This window comes from Pseudokineococcus sp. 5B2Z-1 (genome assembly GCF_037482305.1).
Lineage (GTDB): Bacteria > Actinomycetota > Actinomycetes > Actinomycetales > Quadrisphaeraceae > Pseudokineococcus.
Genome location: NZ_JBBHZG010000001.1, coordinates 986205 through 1004408 on the forward strand (window position 1 = coordinate 986205; position 18204 = coordinate 1004408).

Genomic DNA, 18204 nt, shown 5'->3' on the forward strand with positions numbered 1-18204 from the left:
TCCGACCGTGCGCGTCGTCGTCGCCGTCGACTCCTTCAAGGGCTCCCTCGGCAGCCGGGAGGCGGGTGAGGCGGTCGCCGCGGGCGTCCGCGCCGCCGCCCCGGCCGCCGAGGTCGCCGTCCTGCCCGTGGCGGACGGCGGTGAGGGCACCACCGCCTGCCTCGCCGACGCGTGGGGGGCGAGCCCGCGCGGAAGCGCCACGACGGACGCGCTGGGCCGCCCCTGCCGCGCGGGGTGGGCGCTCTCGCCGGACGGCTCCACCGCCGTCGTCGAGCTCGCCGCCGCCAGCGGGCTCCCCGGCGTCGCGGACGTCGCGCCGCGCCCCCGGGACGCCACGACGCTCGGGACGGGCGCGCTGCTGCGCGCGGCGCTCGACGCGGGCGCGCGCGAGGTGGTGCTGTGCCTGGGCGGCAGCGCGACGACCGACGGCGGCGCGGGCCTGCTCAGCGCGCTCGGGGGCCGGCTGCTCGACGACGCCGGGCGACCGCTGCCGCCGGGCGGGGGCGCGCTCGCCCGCCTCGCGCGCGTCGACCTCTCCGGGCTGCACCCCCGCGCGCGCGACGTGCGCTGGCGGCTGGCCTGCGACGTCACCAACCCGCTGCTCGGCCCGCGGGGGGCGGCCGCCGTCTACGGCCCGCAGAAGGGCGCGACCGGCGACGACGTCGCGGCCCTCGACGGCGCGCTCGCCCGCCTCGCCGAGGTGCTGCGCGAGGAGACCGGGACCGACGTCGCCGACCTGCCCGGCTGCGGCGCCGCCGGCGGTGCACCGGCCTGCCTCGTCGCCGTCTGCGGGGCGCAGCTCGAGCCGGGGGCGCCGCTGGTGCTCGGCGAGGCCGGCCTGCCGTCCCTGCTCGCGCGCGGGGCCGACCTCGTGCTCACGGGCGAGGGCTCGTGCGACGCGCAGTCGCTGCAGGGCAAGGTCGTCGACGGCGTCGCCGCCGCCGTGCGCGCCGAGCCGGCCAGCGCCGGCGCCGCCGTCGTCGTGCTGGCGGGGAGGGTGGACGTGGCCCCGGCCGAGCTCGCGGCCGCGGGCGTCGACGCCGCCTTCAGCATCGCCCCCGGCGCCGCCGCCCTCGCCGACCTCCAGCGGGACGCGGCGCCGCTGCTCACCGACCTCGCGGAGCGGGTCACCCGGCTCGCCGGTCGGACGGCGGTGCGCGGCTGAGCGGAGTCCGGGAGCGGGACGCCGACGAGCCGGGGGCCGACCGGCCGGACGAGGAGCCACGGGCGGCCCGCCTGGCGCGCGCCGTCGAGCGCGAGGGCGGCGCGTGCGCCTGGTGCCGCCGCCCCTTCGGGCCGCTCGTGCCGCCCACGACCGACCACCTCGTGCCGCGCGTCCGCGGCGGCCCGTCCTGGCTGGAGAACGAGGTGGCGGCGTGCCGGCGCTGCAACGCCCAGCGCGGCCACGCCGGCGCCGCCGACTGGGTGCGCGAGTGCCGGGGGCGGGGCTGGGACCCGGACGTCGAGCACCTGCTGGCGGTGCTCGCCGCGCTGCAGGGGGCCGTGGCCCGCCGCGGCGGGCAGCGCCGCGCCCGCGAGGCCGCCGACCGGCAGGTGCGCCGCCTCGAGCGGCTCCGCTGACCCCGGTCGGGGCGGGACGCACGAGGGGCCCACGACCCTGGACAGCCCGTCGCGGGAGCGGTCTGATGCGCCCATGACGCTGCGCACCGAGCCCTGGCCCGCCGGCACGCCCTGCTGGATCGACGTGGCCGTCAGCGACGTGCGGGCGTCGTCGGACTTCTACGCCGCCGTCCTCGGCTGGGACGTGGCAGAACCGGACGAGCAGCACGGCGGCTACGTCATCGCCTCCGTCGACGGCGCCGCGGCCGCCGGCATCGGCCCGAAGCAGGACCCGGACGCCCCCAGCGCCTGGACCCTCCACCTCGCGACCGACGACGCCGACGCCACGGCGGCCGCGGCGGTCGAGCACGGCGGCGTCGTGCTCCTGCCGCCGGGCGACGTCGGGCCGCTCGGGCGGCTCGCGGTGCTCGCCGACCCCACCGGCGCGACCGTGGGCCTGTGGCAGGCCGGCACCCACATCGGCTGCGGCGTCGTGAACGCCCCGGGCGGGCTCGCGTGGGAGGACCTGCGCTCCCCCGCCCCCGACATCGCGCGCGCCTTCTACGCCGGCGTCTTCGGCTACAGCACCGAGGGCGTCGACATGGCGCCCGAGGACTACACGACCTTCGCCCTGCCCGCCGGCGACCCCCTCGGCGGCATCGGCGGCCTGATGGGCGCCGACGCGCCCCACTGGCTCGTCTACCTCGGCGTCGAGGACGCCGACGCCGCGGCCGCGGCCGCGGAGGCGTCCGGGGGCCGCGTGGTCTCGGCGCCGGTCGACACGCCCTTCGGCCGCATGGCCGTCCTCGCCGATCCCGACGGCGCCGTCTTCACGGCGATGACCCTCGCGGACCCGCCGGCCTGAGGGCGCGGGTCGCCGAGCGGCGCGGCGGGCGGGAGGACCGACGGGCTCAGCTCACCAGCGGTGGGCGACGTCGACGACGACCCTCGAGGTGGCGCCGTCGCGCAGGACGAAGGAGCGGAACGGGGTGCGGGCGCGTACGCCGACCCCGACCGTCGTCTGCCCCTCGAAGCTGCCCGCCCAGGCGACCTGCCGCAGGGCGCCCATGCCGGTGGTGGTGACGAGCTCGCGGGCGTCGGCCGGGGCGTACGTGGGGCGGAAGCCCTCGTCGTGGCTGGGCGCCCCGACGACGACGACGAGCTGCGCGCCGCCCCGCAGGGGCACCGGCGTGCCCGAGCCGTCCTGGGTGACGCCGTCGACGTAGCGGACGAGGTGACCGCCGACCTCCCCGCGGACGTCGACGACGAGCCGGTCGAAGCAGGCGTGGCGCCCCGCCCGGACGCCGGTCACGGCGCCGCTGCCGAGGCCGAGGGCCACCTCGTCCGTCGAGCCCCAGGCGGTGCGGCAGGTGGCCGCGTCCGCGGCGCCCGCCGCGGTCGGGGCCGCGAGCAGGCCGGCGGCCAGCGCCAGCGCCGCCGCACCGCGCACCCCCTGACGGCGCTGGCGGCTCCGCCGCGAGAGGGCCGCCCCCGGGCGAGCGCCCTCGACGAGCCCGGCCACCCCTGCTGCACCCATGACGCCCCCTCGCTGCGGCGTCGCCCCCTCGGCTCGCCAGGAGCGGGACTGTAGTGACGCCCGGCGACCGCCGCCGGGCGTTCACCCGTGCGGACCAGCGGCCCCGGCCCGCTCGGGGGCGCGCTCAGAGGAGGTACTGGAAGACCTGGCTGCCCGGCTCGAGCCGCTCGACGTCGAGCCCGGTCTCCGCCATGCGCCGCTCGAGGGGGGCGAGGTCCTCGGGGCGGGCGACCTCGACGCCGATGAGGGCGGGCCCGGTCTCCCGGCTGTTGCGCTTGACGTACTCGAAGCGGGTGATGTCGTCCTCCGGGCCGAGCACCTCGTCGAGGAAGCGGCGCAACGACCCGGGCTCCTGGGCGAACTGCACGAGGAAGTAGTGCTTGAGGCCCTCGTGGACCAGGGAGCGCTCGAGCACCTCCCCGTAGCGGCTGACGTCGTTGTTGCCGCCGGAGAGCACGCAGACGACGTCCTGCCCCGGCTCGACCACGACGGGCGCCCCGAGCGCCGCGGTGGCCAGCGCCCCGGCGGGCTCGGCGATGACGCCGTCGACCTGGTACAGCCGCAGCATCTCCGTGCAGACGCGCCCCTCGGGGACGGCGACGAGCTCGGCGCCGCTGTCGCGCACGAGGGGAAGGGTCACGCGGCCCGCGGTGCGGACGGCCGCGCCGTCGACGAAGGTCTCGACGTCCCGCAGCGGCACGGGACGCCCCGCGGCCAGCGCCGCGGCCATGGACGCGGCCCCCGCCGGCTCGACGCCGACGAGCCGCACGCCGGGGTGGCGCGCGGCGACCCACGTCGCCGTGCCGGCGAGCAGGCCCCCGCCGCCGACGGGGACGACGAGGACGTCGGGCAGCCGCCCGGTCTGCTCGCGGTGCTGCTCGACGACCTCGACGGCGACGGTGCCCTGGCCGGCGACCGTGCGCGGGTCGTCGAAGGCGGGCACGACGACGGCGCCGGTGCGCTCGGCCTCCTCGCGCGTGGCGGCCACCGCGTCGTCGTAGACGTCGCCGACGACGACCACCTCGACGGACGAGCCGCCGAGGGCCGCGATGCGCTCCCGCTTCTGGCGGGGCGTCGTGCGGGGCAGCAGCACGCGGCCGCGCACGCCGAGCTCCCGGCAGGCGGCGGCGACGCCCTGGCCGTGGTTGCCCGCGCTCGCGCAGACGACGCCGCGGGCCAGCTCGTCCGCCGAGAGCTGGGCGATGAGGTTGTAGGCGCCGCGCACCTTGTAGGAGCGCACGTCCTGCAGGTCCTCGCGCTTGAGGTGCACCCGGGCGCCGGTGGCCTGCGACAGCCGCACCGACTCCTGCAGCGGCGTCCGCCGGACCACGCCGGCCAGGCGGCGGGCGGCGTCCTCCACCGCCTCCGGGGTCACGGGCGGCGCCGCCGCCGCGGGACCCGTCGTCGTCTCCCCCGGGGGCACGGCCGTGGTCGTCGTCGAGGCGTCGATGAGCCCTCTCCCGCGCTCGCGGCCGCGCCGCTCCGGCGGCCTCGTGGCGGGCGCCGCCCCGGCGCGCGCGGCCGGCCCGGCCCCGCGCCCGTCGGTCGGGCGCCCGCCGGGGATGCTAGACGCGCCCGAGGAGCGGGACAGGAGGCGTCCGCCGACCGGTCACGCCGCCGCTCAGCCCTCGGCCGGTGCGGCGACCTGCGCGCGCCCGGGCGGGCGCCGCGCCCAGAAGGACGCCAGCGTGGAGCCCGAGAGGTTGTGCCAGACGGAGAAGAGCGCGGCGGGCAGGGCGGCCAGCGGCGCGAAGTGCGCCGTGGCGAGCGCCGCCGCGAGCCCGGAGTTCTGCATGCCGACCTCGATGCTCACCGCGCGGGAGGCGGCCTCGCCGACGCCGGTCACCCGGCCGACCAGGCGGCCGAGCGCCAGCCCGAGGAGGTTGTGGAGCACGACCGCGACGAGCACGAGGAGCCCGGCCGAGCGGACGGCGTCCGCGTTCGCCCCGACGACGGCGGCGACGACCACGACGATCCCCAGCACCGAGACGAGCGGCAGGAGCGGCAGCGCACGCTCGACGAAGCCCGGCGCCAGGCGGCGCACGAGGGCGCCGGCGAGGACGGGCACGAGGACGACCTGGAGGATGGAGACGACGAGCGAGGAGGCCTGGACGTCGAGCGTCGAGCCGACGAGCCACAGCACGAGCAGGGGCGTGAGCACCGGCGCGAGGAGCGTCGAGACCGTCGTCATGGCGACGGACAGGGCGACGTCGCCGCGCGCCAGGTGGACGACGACGTTGGAGGCCGTGCCCCCCGGCGAGGCGCCGACGAGCACCATGCCGACGACGAGCAGCGGGTCGAGGTCGAGGGCCCGCGCGACGGCCCACCCCAGCAGCGGCATGACCGTGTACTGGGCCAGGACCCCGACGAGGACGGCGCGGGGCCGCCGCCCGAGCACGGCGAAGTCGGCCGGCCGCAGCGTCAGGCCCATCCCGAACATGATGACGCCGAGCAGCAGCGGCACCTGGGGCGCCAGCGACGCCGTGGGCCCGGGCAGCAGCAGCCCGAGCACGAGCCCCCCGACGACGAGCAGGGCGAACCACCGGCCGACGACCTCGGCCACGCGCACCAGGGCTCGCACGGCCCCTCCTCTCGTCGTCACGGACCGTCGGACCCGCGCGGCCCGGGGCGCACCGCCGGACCGCGGAGCGGCCGCAGGCTACGGAGCGCGCCGCACGGCGCGCCCCGCCGTCTCAGCTGGCCTCGCCCACTGTGACGGCCTGGGCCTGCACCGCGGGCTGCACCTGCGCCTCGCCGTGCGCACCCGCCCGGCCGGGCAGGCGCCCGAGGTGCCGGCGGCTCGCCGCGAGCACGAGCACGCCGACGAGCACGGCCGCGGCGCCCACGGCGAAGGGCACGTGGGGGCTGAGGCTCTCGCCGAGGCGGCCCGCCAGCCAGGGGGCCACCGCCCCGCCGCCGAAGCGCACGAAGCTGTAGGCGGCCGAGGCCGTGGAGCGCTCGACGGGCGCGACGAGCATGACCGCCTCGGTGATGAGCGTGTTGACGAGGCCGAGCGGGACCCCGGCGAGGACGACGCAGACGGCGAGGACGGCCTGCGAGCCCGTGAGCAGGGCCATGACGGCGAGGTCGACGGCGAAGAGACCGAGCGCGAGGAGGATGCCCGGCACGGTCCCGACCCGCCGCTGGAGTCGCGGGGCCAGGAGCACCGAGCTCAGCGCCAGGCAGGCGCCCCAGCCGAAGAAGACGAGGCCGACCGCGTAGATGCCGAGGTCCAGGGGGAAGGGCGTGTAGGCGAGGAGCGTGAAGAAGCCGACGTTGTAGAGCAGCGCGGTGACGGCCACGGCGAGCAGCCCGCGGTGGCGCAGCGCGCGGAAGGGGTCCAGCGGCGTCGTCGCCCGCGCCGGCCTCGGCACCTCCGGGAGGAAGACGGCGACGGCGACCACGGCCACGGCCATGAGGACGGCGACGCCGAAGAACGGGCCCCGCCACGAGATGCCGCCCAGGAGGCCGCCGAGCAGGGGGCCCGTGGCGATGCCGATCCCGAGCGCGGCCTCGTAGAGGATGATCGCCCCGGCCACGCCGCCGCTGGACGCGCCGACGATGGTCGCGAGCGCCGTCGCGATGAAGAGCGCGTTGCCGAGGCCCCAGCCCGCGCGGAAGCCGACGATCTCGCCGATGGTGCCGGAGGAACCGGCGAGGGCGCTGAAGACGACGACGAGCGCCAGCCCGCCGAGCAGCGTGCGCTTCGGGCCGATCCGGCTGGAGATCGTGCCGGTGACCAGCATCGCGACACCGGTGACGGCCATGTAGCTCGTGAAGAGCAGCGAGACCTGCGACGGCGACGCGTCGAGCTCCTCGCCGATCGGTTTGAGGATGGGGTCGACGAGCCCGATCCCCATGAAGGCGATGACGCAGGCCGCCGCGACGGCCCAGACCGCTCGCGGCTGGTGGAGCAGGCCGCCCCCTCCGCCGTCGTGCGGCGTCGCGGGGGTGGCGGGCGTGGTCGAGGGCTCGGGTGCCACGGAGGGCCTCCTGGGGAGTCGCTGCGGGAGGGGACGGCGAGGGCTCAGCCGCCCGGCGGGGCGTGCGCGACGAGGTCGCGCAGGACGGCGAGCCCGCGCGCGAGGTCCTCGTGCTGCTGCCCCGAGAGGGCCCCGAGGCGCGGGGCGAGCGCCCGCCCGGCGGCGGCGCGCTGCTCGGCGAGGCGCTGCCGCCCCGCCGGGGTGGTCGCGACCAGCGAGGCGCGCGCGTCCGCGGGGTCGGCGGACCGCTCGACCCACCCGTGCCGCTCGAGGCGCTGCACGAGGGCGGTGGCGGTGGGCTGGGAGGTGCGGTCGAGCGCCGCGAGGGCGCTGACGCGCAGCGGCCCCAGCTCGTCGACCTGCGAGAGGGCGCGCCACAGCGCCGTCGGCATCGCCCCGTCGGCGGCGCGGCCCGCCCAGCGGGTGAAGCGCGCGGCGAGCACGAGGAGGTCGACGGCGAGGGCCTCGTCCGCCGGCGACCCCGGCGCCGCATCCGTTCGTTCAGGCACCGGACGAGGCTACATAGGTTGTCTATGCATCGGCCAGCCGGGCGCTGCTCCGGCGGGCGGAGGGCTGGGGAGCACGAGGGCCGGTGAGGGGTGGTCGTGCGACCACCCCTCACCGGCCCTCGCGGCGAGGCGGCTCAGCGCCGTGCGGTGACCGCCGCGCGCCGCGAGTCGTCGCGGATCTGGCCGACGAGCTCGGAGAGCACGTCCTCGAGCGTGACGATGCCGATCACCTGCCCGCCCGCGTCGCGGACGGCGGCCAGGTGCGCGCCGTCGCTCTGCATCGTCGTCAGCACGGTGCGCAGCGCGGCGTCGGACGGCACCTCCGGCAGGGGGCGCACCCGCGCGGGGTCGAGGGGCTGGCCGCGCCGGTCGGCGTCGGTCTCCAGCAGGTCCTTGACGTGCACGTAGCCGTGCAGGGACCCGTCGCCCGCCTGCAGCGGGAAGCGGGAGAAGCCGCGCACGGCCGTCCGCTCCGCCTCCTCCGGCGTGACGCGCACCGGCAGGGTCGTGACCTCGCCGAGCGGGATCATCACCGAGGCGACGTCGTGCTCGTCGAACTCGAGCGCCTCGAGGAGCAGGGCGCCCTCGCGCTCGTCGAGGAGCCCGCCCTCCCGGGACTCCGTGACCAGCCCGGCCACCTCGTCGCGGGTGAAGACGCTGGCCACCTCGTCCTTCGGCTCGACGCCCAGCGCCCGCAGCACGAGGTTGGCGGTGCGGTTGAGCAGCCAGATGACGGGGTGCAGCACCCGCACGACGAGGACGAGCGGCGGCCCGAGCACGAGCGCCGCACGGTCCGGCCCCGCCAGGGCGATGTTCTTCGGCACCATCTCCCCGAGCACGACGTGCAGCAGGGTGACGAGGCCGAGGGCGATCGCGAAGGCCACCGGGTGCAGCAGGGCCTCCGGCAGGCCCGCCGCCTCGAAGGGCACCTCGATGAGGTGCGCGATGGCGGGCTCGGAGAGGGCGCCGAGCAGGAGCGAGCAGATGGTGATGCCCAGCTGCGCGCCGGCCATCATCAGCGACACGTGCTCCATGGCGTGCAGCGTCGTCCGCGCCGCGCGCGAGCCCTCGGCGGCGCGGGGCTCGATCATCGTGCGCCGCGCGGAGATCAGCGCGAACTCCGCGCCGACGAAGAAGGCGTTGAGGGCGAGCAGCAGCGCCGTCAGCGCCAGGCCCAGCCAGTCGCTCACCGGTCCCCCTCCCCGCGGGTCGCGGCGTGCTCGACGTCGCGGGCCCCTCTCGCGTCGACGGACCCGTCGTCCGTCTCGTCGCCGTCGTCGTGGTCGTCGTCCTCGGCGCCCTCGGGCACGAGCAGCTCGACGACGACCTGCTCGATCCGGTGGCCGTCGAGCGCGGCCACCTCGAGCGCGATGTCCTTCGGCGGGCGCCCGGGCGCCTCGTCCGCGGGCACGACGACGCGGTCGCCCACCACGGGCAGCCGCTCGAGGTGGAGCGTCACGAGCCCGCCGAGCGTGTCGTAGTCCTCGTGCTCGGGGACCACCGCGCCCAGCAGCTCGCTGGCCTCGTCGGGGCGCAGGTTGCCGGCCAGCTGCCAGCGGCCCTGCGCGTCGGGCGGCACGGGCTCGTCGTCGGGGTCGTGCTCGTCGCGCACCTCGCCCACGAGCTCCTCCACGAGGTCCTCGAGCGTGACGAGGCCCGCGACGTCCCCGAACTCGTCGACGACGACGGCCATCTGCAGGCCGTCCGCGCGCAGCTGGTCGAGCAGGGCGTCCAGCGGCACCGTGTCGGGCACGTGCACCGCCTCCGCCATGACCTCGCGCACGCGGGTCGTCGCCCGCCGCTCGAAGGGGACGCCGAGCGCGTGCCGCACGTGGACGACGCCGATGGCCTCGTCGTGCTCCTCGTCGAGGACGGGGAAGCGCGAGTGGCCGCTCTCGGCGGCCGCGTGCAGCACCTCCGCCACGGTGTCGTCGAGGTCGCTCGTGTCCATGAGGCCGCGCGGCGTCATGACGTCGCGGGCGCGCCGGTCGCCGAAGGCGAGCGAGCGCTGCAGGAGGTCGGCCGTGTCCGCCCGCAGCGTCCCCTGGTCCGCGGAGTGGCGGACGAGGCCCGCGAGCTCCTCGGGAGAGCGGGCGGACGCCAGCTCCTCCTGCGGCTCGAAGCCGAGGAGGCGCAGGATCCGGTTGGCCGCGCCGTTGCAGAAGCGGATGAGCGGCGCGAAGACCCGCGTGAAGCCGCGCATGAAGCCGTTGACGACGCGGGCGGTCCGCATGGGCTGGGAGATGGCGATGTTCTTGGGCACGAGCTCGCCGAAGAGCATCGTCAGCACCGTGGCCAGCACGAGGGCGAGGGCCGTGGCGACGCCGCTCGCCGCGCGCGGGCCTAGGCCGGCCGCCTCGAGGGGGCCGTCGACGATCTCGGCGATCGCCGGCTGCGACAGGTAGCCGATGGCGAGGTTGGTCACCGTGATGCCGACCTGCGCGCCGGACAGCTGGGTCGACAGGCTGCGCAGGGAGCGGAGGACGCCGTCGGCGCCGGGCTCGCCGCTGCGGGCGGCCTGCTCGACGGCGCTGCGGTTGACGGTGACGAAGGCGAACTCGGCGGCCACGAAGGCGCCGCACGCCAGCACGAGGCCGGCGGCCAGCAGGAGGAGGAGCACGTCCGCGATCACGCGCGCCTCCGGCGGGTGCGGGGCGGCGTCGTGGACGGGTGGGGACGGCGGGCCTCGCGCCGGTGACCGGCGGCGTCCCGCGGGGAGGGGGCCCGTCGCGCGACGGTCGCGCGTCTGGAGCCCTCCCCGGTCGTACTGTCCCGAGCGTCGGATGGTGCGGCGCTCATGGTCTCCTCTCCTCGCGGTGGCGCGCCCGCCGTCGGCGGGCGGCGCGCGGGGAGCCCCGCGCGCCCGACCAGTGTGGGGCCTGGCGCGCGGGAGCGGTGCGCTGCGTCCTCTGGCGGCGCGCCCGCGGGAGGGTCTCAGCCCAGGAGGTCGTGCCGGACGACGGACTGCTCGCGCCCCGGCCCCACCCCGACGACCGAGATGCGCGCGCCGGACATCTCCTCGAGGGCCTCGACGTAGCGCTGCGCGGCGGAGGGCAGGTCGGACCACTCGCGGGCGCCCGAGATGTCGCCCTCCCAGCCCTCGAGCTCGGTGAGCACGGGCCGGGCGTGGTGGAGGTCGGTCTGCGTCGCCGGCAGCTCGTCGACCCGTCGGCCGTCGACCTCGTAGCCGGTGCACACGGGGATGCGCTCGCGCCCGCCGAGGACGTCGAGCTTGGTGAGGACGAAGTCCGTGACGCCGTTCACCCGGGCGGCGTAGCGCGCCACCGGGGCGTCGTACCAGCCGCAGCGGCGGGGGCGCCCCGTCGTCGTGCCGAACTCGGCGCCGGCCTCGCGCAGGGCGTCGCCCTCGGCGCCGTGCAGCTCCGTGGGGAAGGGGCCCTCGCCGACGCGCGTCGTGTAGGCCTTGACGACGGCGACGACGCGCGAGACCCGCGTCGGGGGGATGCCCGAGCCCGTGCAGGCGCCGCCCGCCGTGGCGCTCGACGACGTCACGAAGGGGTAGGTGCCGTGGTCGACGTCGAGCATCGTGGCCTGGCCGGCCTCGAGCAGGACCGTCCGGCCCGCGTCGAGGGCCTCGTGGAGGAGGAGGCCGGTGTCGGCGACCATCGGCCGCAGCCGCTCGGCGTGCTCGAGCAGCTCGTCGACGACCTCGTCGACCTCGATCGCCCGGCGGTTGTAGACCTTGACGAGCAGGTGGTTCTTGAGGTCGAGGGCCGCCTCGACCTTCTGCCGCAGGATGCTGGCGTCGAAGACGTCCTGGACCCGCAGGCCGACGCGCGACATCTTGTCGGCGTACGTCGGCCCGATGCCGCGGCCCGTCGTGCCGATCTTCCGCGAGCCGAGGAAGCGCTCCGTGACGCGGTCGAGCACCCGGTTGTACGGCGGGATGAGGTGGGCGCTCGAGCTGACGACGAGCGCGCTCGTGTCGACGCCGCGCGCCTCGAGCCCGTCGAGCTCCTCGAAGAGCACCGAGAGGTCGACGACGACGCCGTTGCCGATGACCGGGACGACGCCCGGCGTGAGGATGCCGCTGGGCAGGAGGTGCAGGGCGTAGGTCTCGCCACCGACGACGACGGTGTGCCCGGCGTTGTTGCCGCCGTTGAACTTGACGACGTAGTCCAGGCGGTCGCCGAGCTGGTCGGTCGCCTTGCCCTTCCCCTCGTCCCCCCACTGGGCACCGACGAGCACGATGGCGGGCACGGGCGTGCACCTGCTTCCTCAGACGACGGACGGGACGGGCGCGGGCGGACCGGCGCGGCCCGTCGCGGTCGACCGGGCCGTCGACAGGGGCGTCGACCGGGGCGCGAGGCTACCGCGCACGGCGGCCGGGGCGCCCGGCGCTCAGCCCTGGGGCAGCAGCTCGACGGGGGCCTGCGCGTCGCAGTCGGCGAGGAAGCCGGCGCACCGGTCGGCCTCGTCGACCTCCCCCACCGCCGCCGCGGCCCGCGCCAGGGCGGCGAGCGCGCGCAGGAAGCCGCGGTTGGGCTCGTGCGCGTACGGCACGGGCCCGGCGCCGCGCCAGCCCGCCCGACGGAGCGCGTCGAGGCCGCGGTGGTAGCCCGTGCGGGCGTAGGCGTAGGCCTGGACGACCTCGCCGTCGGCCAGGGCGTCCTCCGCGAGGACGGCCCACGGCAGGCTGGCCGCCGGCGTCCGGGCGGCGACCTCCGCCGCGTCCTGCCCCTGCTCGAGGGCCCGCGCCGCGGGCGCCTCCAGGTCGTCCGGCAGGAGGGTGGCGGGCGGCCCGCCGAGGAGGTCACGGGAGCCGCGCGCGGGGGGCGTGGGTGCGCTCATGGCGCCAGTGTGGCCGACGGGGCGGGCACCGCCCGCCCGACGCCGCCCGTCCGCGCCCGGCACCGCCCGGCCCTCGACCGCCCCCGCGTCCGACCCGCGAGGTGCGTCGCCCGTGCCCGGTGCGCCGGGAACGCCTGACCCGGACGGGTCGTCGTGCTCGCCGCAGAGGCCCGGCCCGGGTGCCCCGGGTACCGTGCGGGGGTGATGCCGAGCACGGCGGGGGCCTCCCGCGCACCGCGGGGCGGCCCCTCCGGCGAGGGGGGGGACGCACGGTGATCGAGCTGTCGACGACCGCGACGGCGACGGTCCTCGTCGTCGCCGGCGACCTCGACCTGTCGGCGCGGCACGAGTTCCCGGAGATCGTGGCGCGGGTCAGCGGCCTGCGGCGCCAGCTCCTCGTCGTGGACCTCTGCCGCACGACCTTCCTCGACTCGACGGGCGCGGCCTTCCTCATCTCCCTCGCCGACGCCACGGCGCGCCGGGGCGGCGTGACGTCGCTGCGCGGCGGCGACGACCGCACCCTCTACGTGCTCGAGGTCTGCGGCGCCCTCGACATGTTCCGCGTCGTCGAGGACCACCGCTGCGAGCCGGACCAGGCGCCGAGCCCCTGGGCGGGCGCCCGGCGCTGACCGGCACCGGCGGCCCGACCGGCCGCGGCCCGCCCGGCCGGCTCCCGACCGGTGCGTCGCCGGTCGTCCCGCCGCACGCGGTCAGTCCCGCCCGCCGCCGGCCGTCGACGGCCGGTCGGGCAGCCGGGCCCAGACGGTCTTGCCGGTGCCGGAGTGGCGCCAGCCCCAGTCCGAGAGCCGCTCGACGACGTGCAGGCCGAAGCCGCCGGGGCCCTGGCGCCGCTCGGCGACGACGCCGGGGGGCGCGGGGTTGGCGTCGTCGACCTCGACGAGGAGCCCGTGCTCGTCGTGCTGCAGGCGCAGCCCCACCGGACCCCAGCCGTGCAGGACGGCGTTGCCGACGAGCTCGGAGACGACGAGCTCCGCCTGGGCGGTGCTGGGCAGCCCCCACAGGCGTCCGAGCCGCGCCGCCTTGCGGCGGGCGCGGGCGACGGAGCCCGGGTCCCCCGGCAGCTGCCAGCGGCGGCGGCGGGGGCCGGGGCGGGTCGGCGCCGGGCCGGGCACCCGCACGACGACGACGGCGAGGTCGTCCTCGGGCACGTCGCCGAGCACCTCGAGCAGGTGCTCGCCGGTGCCGGCCGCGTCCGTGCCCCACGCGCCCTCGCAGGCCTCGACGAGGGCGGCGACGCCGTCGCGCAGGGAGCGGGACCGGCGCTCGACGAGCCCGTCGGTGCAGAGCACGAGCACGTCGCCGGGCCCCGCCTCGACGACCGCCGTCGAGCGCGGCCGGTCGCCGACGCCCACGAGGACGCCCTCGCCGCCCGAGAGCGCCCGCGCGCGCCCGGCCTGCACGAGGACGGGCGGCAGGTGGCCGGCGCGCGACCACGACACCTCCCACGTGCCGTCGCCGAGGTCCTCCAGCCGCGCGTAGAGCAGGCTGGCCGAGCGGCGGATGCGCATGCCGGCGACGAGCTGGTCCACCCGCATGAGGACGGTCCCGGGCTCCTCCTGCTCGTGGGCGTAGGCCCGCACCACCGAGCGCAGCTGCCCCATCGCGGCCGCCGCCTCGATGTCGTGGCCGACGACGTCGCCGACGACGAGCCCGACGGCGTCGGGGCCCGGCGTCATGACGTCGAACCAGTCGCCCCCGACCTGCGCGTGGTCGGCGCTCGGCAGGTAGTAGGACCACACGTCGAGGTCGGGCACGTGCGGCTGCTCGGGGAGCATGCTGCGCTGCAGCGCCTCGGCGAGCAGGTGCTGCTGCTCGTGCAGCCGCGCGCTCGCCAGGGACAGCCCCAGGCGACGGGCCACCTCGACGAGCAGGTCGACGTCGTCCTCGCCGAGGTCCCCGCCCCCGCCGGCGGGCGCGTCCGCGACGACGAGGAGCCCGAGGACGCCGTCGCGCCCGGGCACCGGGACGGAGAGCGCCGGCCGGGGTCCGCCGCCGCGCGGCGCGTCGTCGTCGGCCGCGCCCAGGAGGGCCTCGAGCAGCCCGGCGAGCCACCCGCTCGCGGTGGGGCCCGCGCCGGGCTCGGCCGGGTCGGCGGGCGGGGCGCCGGCGCCCACGAGGTCGGCGCGCCGCGGCCCCTCCTCCCGGCCGAGGGCCTGGTCGACGAGGGGGTCCAGCCCCTCGCGGGCGCCGAGGAGCGAGAAGGGCGGCACGGACGGCAGCTCGTCGACGCCCGCGACGGCGCCGAGGCGCAGCCCGTCCTGCACGAGGAGGACGGCCGACCAGGGCACGAGGCGCTCGAGGACGCCCGTGAGCCGCGCCAGGGAGCGGCGGACGTCGAGCTCGGCGACCGCCTCGGCGACGTCGGCGAGGAGCGACAGGCGCCCGCGCGCCGCGGCGGCCGCGCGCTCGGCCTCCACGCGGGCCGTCACGTCGACCTGCACGCCGACGCGGTGCACGAGGTCGCCCCGCTCGTCGAGCACCGGCGAGACCGACACCTCGTTCCAGAAGGGCGTGCCGTCCCGGCGGACGTTGCGCAGCACGACCGTGACCGGCTCGCGGGCCGCCATGCCGGCGCGCAGCCGCTCGAGCTCGACCGGGTCGGTGCCCGCGTCCTGGAGGAAGCGGCAGTTGCGGCCGACCGCCTCGTCGGCGGCGTACCCCGTGGTGCGGGTGAAGGCGTCGTTGACCCAGACGAGGGGGTCGTCGTCCTGCCGCGGGTCGCTGACGACGACCGGCACGTCGGTCGCCAGCGCGGCCAGGGCCGCGAGCGAGGTGCTGCCGTCGCCGGGCGCCGGCGAAGGCGTGCCGGGAGCGGCGCCGTCGCCGTCCGGGCCTCCGGTCGGTCGTCCACCGGCCACCGGGTTGACCACGCGCTGCTCCGATCGTCTAGCGTGACCGTCGTTCCGCGGCGTGGCCTGCGGCACCACCGGGGAGAGCGGGTCGGAGGTCTCGATGTCGGGCGAAGGTAGCACCGGGGCACCGCCCAGCGCGGGCGTCACCACAGCGGGCGGCGACGACGCCGACGCGGGCTCGGTCCACGTGATCATGGGCCGCACGAAGACGCGCATCGTCCTGTCGGGCGAGATCGACGCGCTGGTGAGCCCCGACCTCGTCGAGGCCGCCGCCGAGGCCGAGGACGCCGGCCGGCCCGTCGAGGTCGACGCCCACCACGTCACCTTCATGGACTCCACGGGCGTCGCCTTCCTCGCGCGCCTGGCCTCGCGCTCGTCCACGCGCCTGGTGCTCATCCGGCCGCCCGACGTCGTCCGCTTCCTCATCGAGGTCACGTCGATCAACGACCTGCTGGACGTCGTCGACGACGACCCGGGCGTCGACGACTCGGTCCCCGAGCACACCCCCGACGACGACCCCGACGGGCCGGATCGCGCGGCCTGACCGCCCCCGCGCCGGCCTCCGGCGGGCCCGGCAGGGGATCCGGCGAGGGCAGCCGGTCAGAGGCTGAGCACGACGCCGCCGAGGGCCGCGACGGGCAGGCCGACGAGGAGGAACGCCCCGAGGCCGGTGAGGGCGCCGTCGCCGCCCCGCTCGGCGCGCCGGTCCGGGCCCGCGGCGAGCCCCCCGCCCGCGGTGCCGATGTCGACGCTCGCGCCGCGCGTGAGCTGGTCGGTGGACGTGAGCCCGGCGAGCCCACCGGCGACGATCGCGCCGACGCCCCACGCGGAGGCGAAGGACGTCACCCCCAGCGACGCGAGGACGGCCGCGACCGCCGTCACGGCGGCGAGCAGGGCGGCCAGGCGCACGCCGACGGCGCGCCAGGGGGAGGTCGAGCGGGGCGCGGCCATCGCCCCACCGTCGCACGGGTGACGGGGGCCGGCAGCGGCGAGCGCACCCGGAGGCGGGACGGCGACGACATGGCCGGACAGCAGCAGGGCCCCCGACCGCGAGCGGTCGGGGGCCCTGCCGTGCCGGCGGGGCGTCAGGCGGACAGGCTCGTCCCGGCGCTGCGCAGGCCCTCGCAGGCCTCGACGACGCGGGCGGACAGGCCGGCCTCGGCGGCCTTGCCCCACACCCGGGGGTCGTAGGTCTTCTTGTCACCGACCTCGCCGTCGACCTTCAGCACGCCGTCGTAGTTCTTCAGCATGTGGTCGGCGACCGGGCGCGTGAAGGCGTACTGCGTGTCGGTGTCGATGTTCATCTTGACGACGCCGTTGTCGACCGCCGCGGTGATCTCCTCGGCCAGCGAGCCGGAGCCGCCGTGGAAGACGAGGAGGAAGGGCTTGCCGTCGCCGTCCGGCTGGTGCTTCTCGGCCACCGCGCGCTGCGCCTGGGCGAGGATCTCGGGGCGGAGCTTGACGTTGCCCGGCTTGTACACGCCGTGGACGTTGCCGAAGGTCAGGGCCGCCATGTAGAGGCCCTTCTCGCCGAGCCCGAGGGCCTCGGCGGTGGCGAGGGCGTCGTCCTCGGTCGTGTAGAGGTGCTCGTTGATCTCGTTGGCGACGCCGTCCTCCTCGCCGCCGACGACGCCGATCTCGACCTCGAGGACGATCTTCGCCGCGGCGGCCCTCTCGAGGAGCTCGGCGCCGATGCGCAGGTTCTCGTCGAGGAGGACGGCCGAGCCGTCCCACATGTGCGACTGGAAGAGGGGCTCCTGGCCGCGGTCGACGCGCTCCTGGCTGATCGCCAGCAGCGGCCGGACGTAGCTGTCGAGCTTGTCCTTCGGGCAGTGGTCGGTGTGCAGGGCGATGTTGACGCCGTACTTCGCCGCGACGACGTGCGCGTACTCGGCGAGCGCCGTCGCCCCCGTCACCATGTCCTTGACGCCCTGGCCGGAGGCGTACTCGGCGCCGCCGGTGCTCACCTGGACGATGCCGTCGCTGCCGGCGTCCGCGAAGCCCTTGATGGCTGCGTTGAGCGTCTGGCTGCTCGTGACGTTGATGGCCGGGTAGGCGAAGGACCGCTCCTTCGCGCGCTGCAGCATCTCCGCGTAGACCTCGGGGCTGGCGATCGGCATACCGGGCTCCTCCTCCTGCTCCGCCGGGGCGGCGGGGTGATCGGGTCGACGGCGCCTGGGCTGCGACGTCGACGGCGGGGCGATCCTTCCACGGACGGCGGCGCCCCCGCCGCGCGCGGCCGCTCGGCGGACGGCGCCACCCGCCCGCGTCAGGCGGGCCGCTGGCCGAAGACGTGCCGCCGGACCCACGCGTGCAGGGCGATCGCGGCCGCCGCGCCGGCGTTGACCGAGCGCGTGGAGCCGGCCTGGTGGATGGCGAGCACGGCCTCGCACGCGGCGAGGGCACCCTCCGTCAGGCCCGTGCCCTCCTGGCCGAGGAGCAGGACGACGCGCTCGGGCAGGTCGTGGGTCTCGAGCGGGACGGCACCGGGCACGTTGTCGACGCCGAGCACCGGCAGCCCCTGCTCACCGGCCCACCGGGCGAGCCCGGCGGCGTCCTCGTGGTGGTGCACGTGTAGGTAGCGGTCGGTGACCATCGCGCCGCGGCGGTTCCAGCGGCGGTGCCCGACGACGTGGACGCCCGCGGCGTTGACGGCGTTCGCCGTGCGCACGACGGAGCCGATGTTGAGGTCGTGGCGCCAGTTCTCCACCGCGACGTGGACCCCGGCGCGCGAGCGGTCCAGGTCGGCGCGGACGGCCTCGACGCTCCAGTACCGGTACCGGTCCGCGACGTTGCGGCGGTCGCCGTGCTCGAGGAGCTCGGGGTCGAGGCGGTCGTCGTCGGGCCAGGCGGCGCGGCCGCCGGGCCAGGGGGGGGAGGTAAAAAAAAAAGACACCCCCACGACCCGCCCCCCCCACAAAAAACAACAG

At 77.4% G+C, this 18204-nt stretch carries 18 protein-coding genes; 5 read left to right on the forward strand and 13 right to left on the reverse strand.

What is annotated here, in order from left to right; genetic code table 11:
* The first annotated feature begins 7 nt into the window (after positions 1-7).
* From WDV85_RS04180 to WDV85_RS04190, 3 genes are all read left to right on the forward strand, one after another.
* Positions 8-1165: a glycerate kinase gene (locus WDV85_RS04180; RefSeq protein ID WP_339569412.1), complete on the forward strand. Its 1158-nt coding sequence runs from the start codon at positions 8-10 to the stop codon at positions 1163-1165.
* 71 nt (positions 1166-1236) lie between these two features.
* A complete protein-coding gene (locus WDV85_RS04185) occupies positions 1237-1581 on the forward strand; it encodes an HNH endonuclease (protein WP_339569442.1) in 345 nt (114 codons plus the stop codon).
* A gap of 73 nt (positions 1582-1654) precedes the next feature.
* Positions 1655-2425 (forward strand): VOC family protein, encoded by a 771-nt coding sequence (locus tag WDV85_RS04190; RefSeq protein ID WP_339569413.1) that lies wholly within the window; start codon positions 1655-1657, stop codon positions 2423-2425.
* A gap of 51 nt (positions 2426-2476) precedes the next feature.
* Here the strand turns inward: WDV85_RS04190 and WDV85_RS04195 are convergent, their stop codons facing one another.
* From WDV85_RS04195 to WDV85_RS04235, 9 genes are all read right to left on the reverse strand, one after another.
* Positions 2477-3097 carry an AMIN-like domain-containing (lipo)protein gene (locus tag WDV85_RS04195; protein ID WP_339569414.1) on the reverse strand — a complete coding sequence of 207 codons (621 nt, stop codon included), beginning with the start codon at positions 3095-3097 and terminating at the stop codon, positions 2477-2479.
* Positions 3098-3221: 124 nt separating this feature from the next.
* Positions 3222-4472, reverse strand: coding sequence for a threonine ammonia-lyase IlvA (gene ilvA / locus WDV85_RS04200; protein WP_445263199.1), 1251 nt, complete (start codon positions 4470-4472; stop codon positions 3222-3224).
* Between the two features lie 246 nt (positions 4473-4718).
* Positions 4719-5678 (reverse strand): bile acid:sodium symporter family protein, encoded by a 960-nt coding sequence (locus WDV85_RS04205; protein WP_339569416.1) that lies wholly within the window; start codon positions 5676-5678, stop codon positions 4719-4721.
* Positions 5679-5790: 112 nt separating this feature from the next.
* On the reverse strand, positions 5791-7080 hold the full coding sequence (locus WDV85_RS04210; RefSeq protein WP_339569417.1) for an MFS transporter: 1290 nt from the start codon (positions 7078-7080) through the stop codon (positions 5791-5793).
* A gap of 44 nt (positions 7081-7124) precedes the next feature.
* Positions 7125-7589 (reverse strand): MarR family winged helix-turn-helix transcriptional regulator, encoded by a 465-nt coding sequence (locus tag WDV85_RS04215; protein ID WP_339569418.1) that lies wholly within the window; start codon positions 7587-7589, stop codon positions 7125-7127.
* A 134-nt stretch (positions 7590-7723) separates the two neighbouring features.
* Positions 7724-8779 (reverse strand): hemolysin family protein, encoded by a 1056-nt coding sequence (locus tag WDV85_RS04220; RefSeq protein ID WP_339569419.1) that lies wholly within the window; start codon positions 8777-8779, stop codon positions 7724-7726.
* Entirely contained in the window at positions 8776-10221 is a 1446-nt protein-coding gene (locus WDV85_RS04225) for a hemolysin family protein (protein ID WP_339569420.1), read from the reverse strand. Before WDV85_RS04225 ends, WDV85_RS04220 begins: the two co-directional genes overlap by 4 nt.
* 302 nt (positions 10222-10523) lie before the next feature.
* Entirely contained in the window at positions 10524-11810 is a 1287-nt protein-coding gene (locus WDV85_RS04230; protein WP_339569421.1) for an adenylosuccinate synthase, read from the reverse strand.
* Positions 11811-11951: 141 nt separating this feature from the next.
* Positions 11952-12401: a DUF3151 domain-containing protein gene (locus WDV85_RS04235; protein ID WP_339569422.1), complete on the reverse strand. Its 450-nt coding sequence runs from the start codon at positions 12399-12401 to the stop codon at positions 11952-11954.
* 272 nt (positions 12402-12673) lie between these two features.
* On the opposite strand from WDV85_RS04235, the gene WDV85_RS04240 reads away from it, so the two are divergent.
* A complete protein-coding gene (locus WDV85_RS04240) occupies positions 12674-13030 on the forward strand; it encodes an STAS domain-containing protein (RefSeq protein ID WP_339569423.1) in 357 nt (118 codons plus the stop codon).
* A gap of 81 nt (positions 13031-13111) precedes the next feature.
* Here WDV85_RS04240 and WDV85_RS04245 read toward each other — a convergent pair whose 3' ends face one another.
* The gene (locus tag WDV85_RS04245) at positions 13112-15292 is read right to left on the reverse strand and encodes a SpoIIE family protein phosphatase (protein ID WP_339569424.1); all 2181 of its coding nucleotides are present in this window, start codon (positions 15290-15292) and stop codon (positions 13112-13114) included.
* 40 nt (positions 15293-15332) lie between these two features.
* Between WDV85_RS04245 and WDV85_RS04250 the strand changes: the two genes are divergently transcribed.
* On the forward strand, positions 15333-15818 hold the full coding sequence (locus tag WDV85_RS04250; RefSeq protein ID WP_339569425.1) for an STAS domain-containing protein: 486 nt from the start codon (positions 15333-15335) through the stop codon (positions 15816-15818).
* A gap of 56 nt (positions 15819-15874) precedes the next feature.
* Here the strand turns inward: WDV85_RS04250 and WDV85_RS04255 are convergent, their stop codons facing one another.
* From WDV85_RS04255 to WDV85_RS04265, 3 genes are all read right to left on the reverse strand, one after another.
* On the reverse strand, positions 15875-16225 hold the full coding sequence (locus WDV85_RS04255) for a hypothetical protein (RefSeq protein ID WP_339569426.1): 351 nt from the start codon (positions 16223-16225) through the stop codon (positions 15875-15877).
* Between the two features lie 134 nt (positions 16226-16359).
* The gene (gene fbaA / locus WDV85_RS04260) at positions 16360-17394 is read right to left on the reverse strand and encodes a class II fructose-bisphosphate aldolase (RefSeq protein ID WP_339569427.1); all 1035 of its coding nucleotides are present in this window, start codon (positions 17392-17394) and stop codon (positions 16360-16362) included.
* Between the two features lie 149 nt (positions 17395-17543).
* A complete protein-coding gene (locus WDV85_RS04265) occupies positions 17544-18176 on the reverse strand; it encodes a TrmH family RNA methyltransferase (protein ID WP_445263200.1) in 633 nt (210 codons plus the stop codon).
* Between the last annotated feature and the right edge of the window lie 28 nt (positions 18177-18204).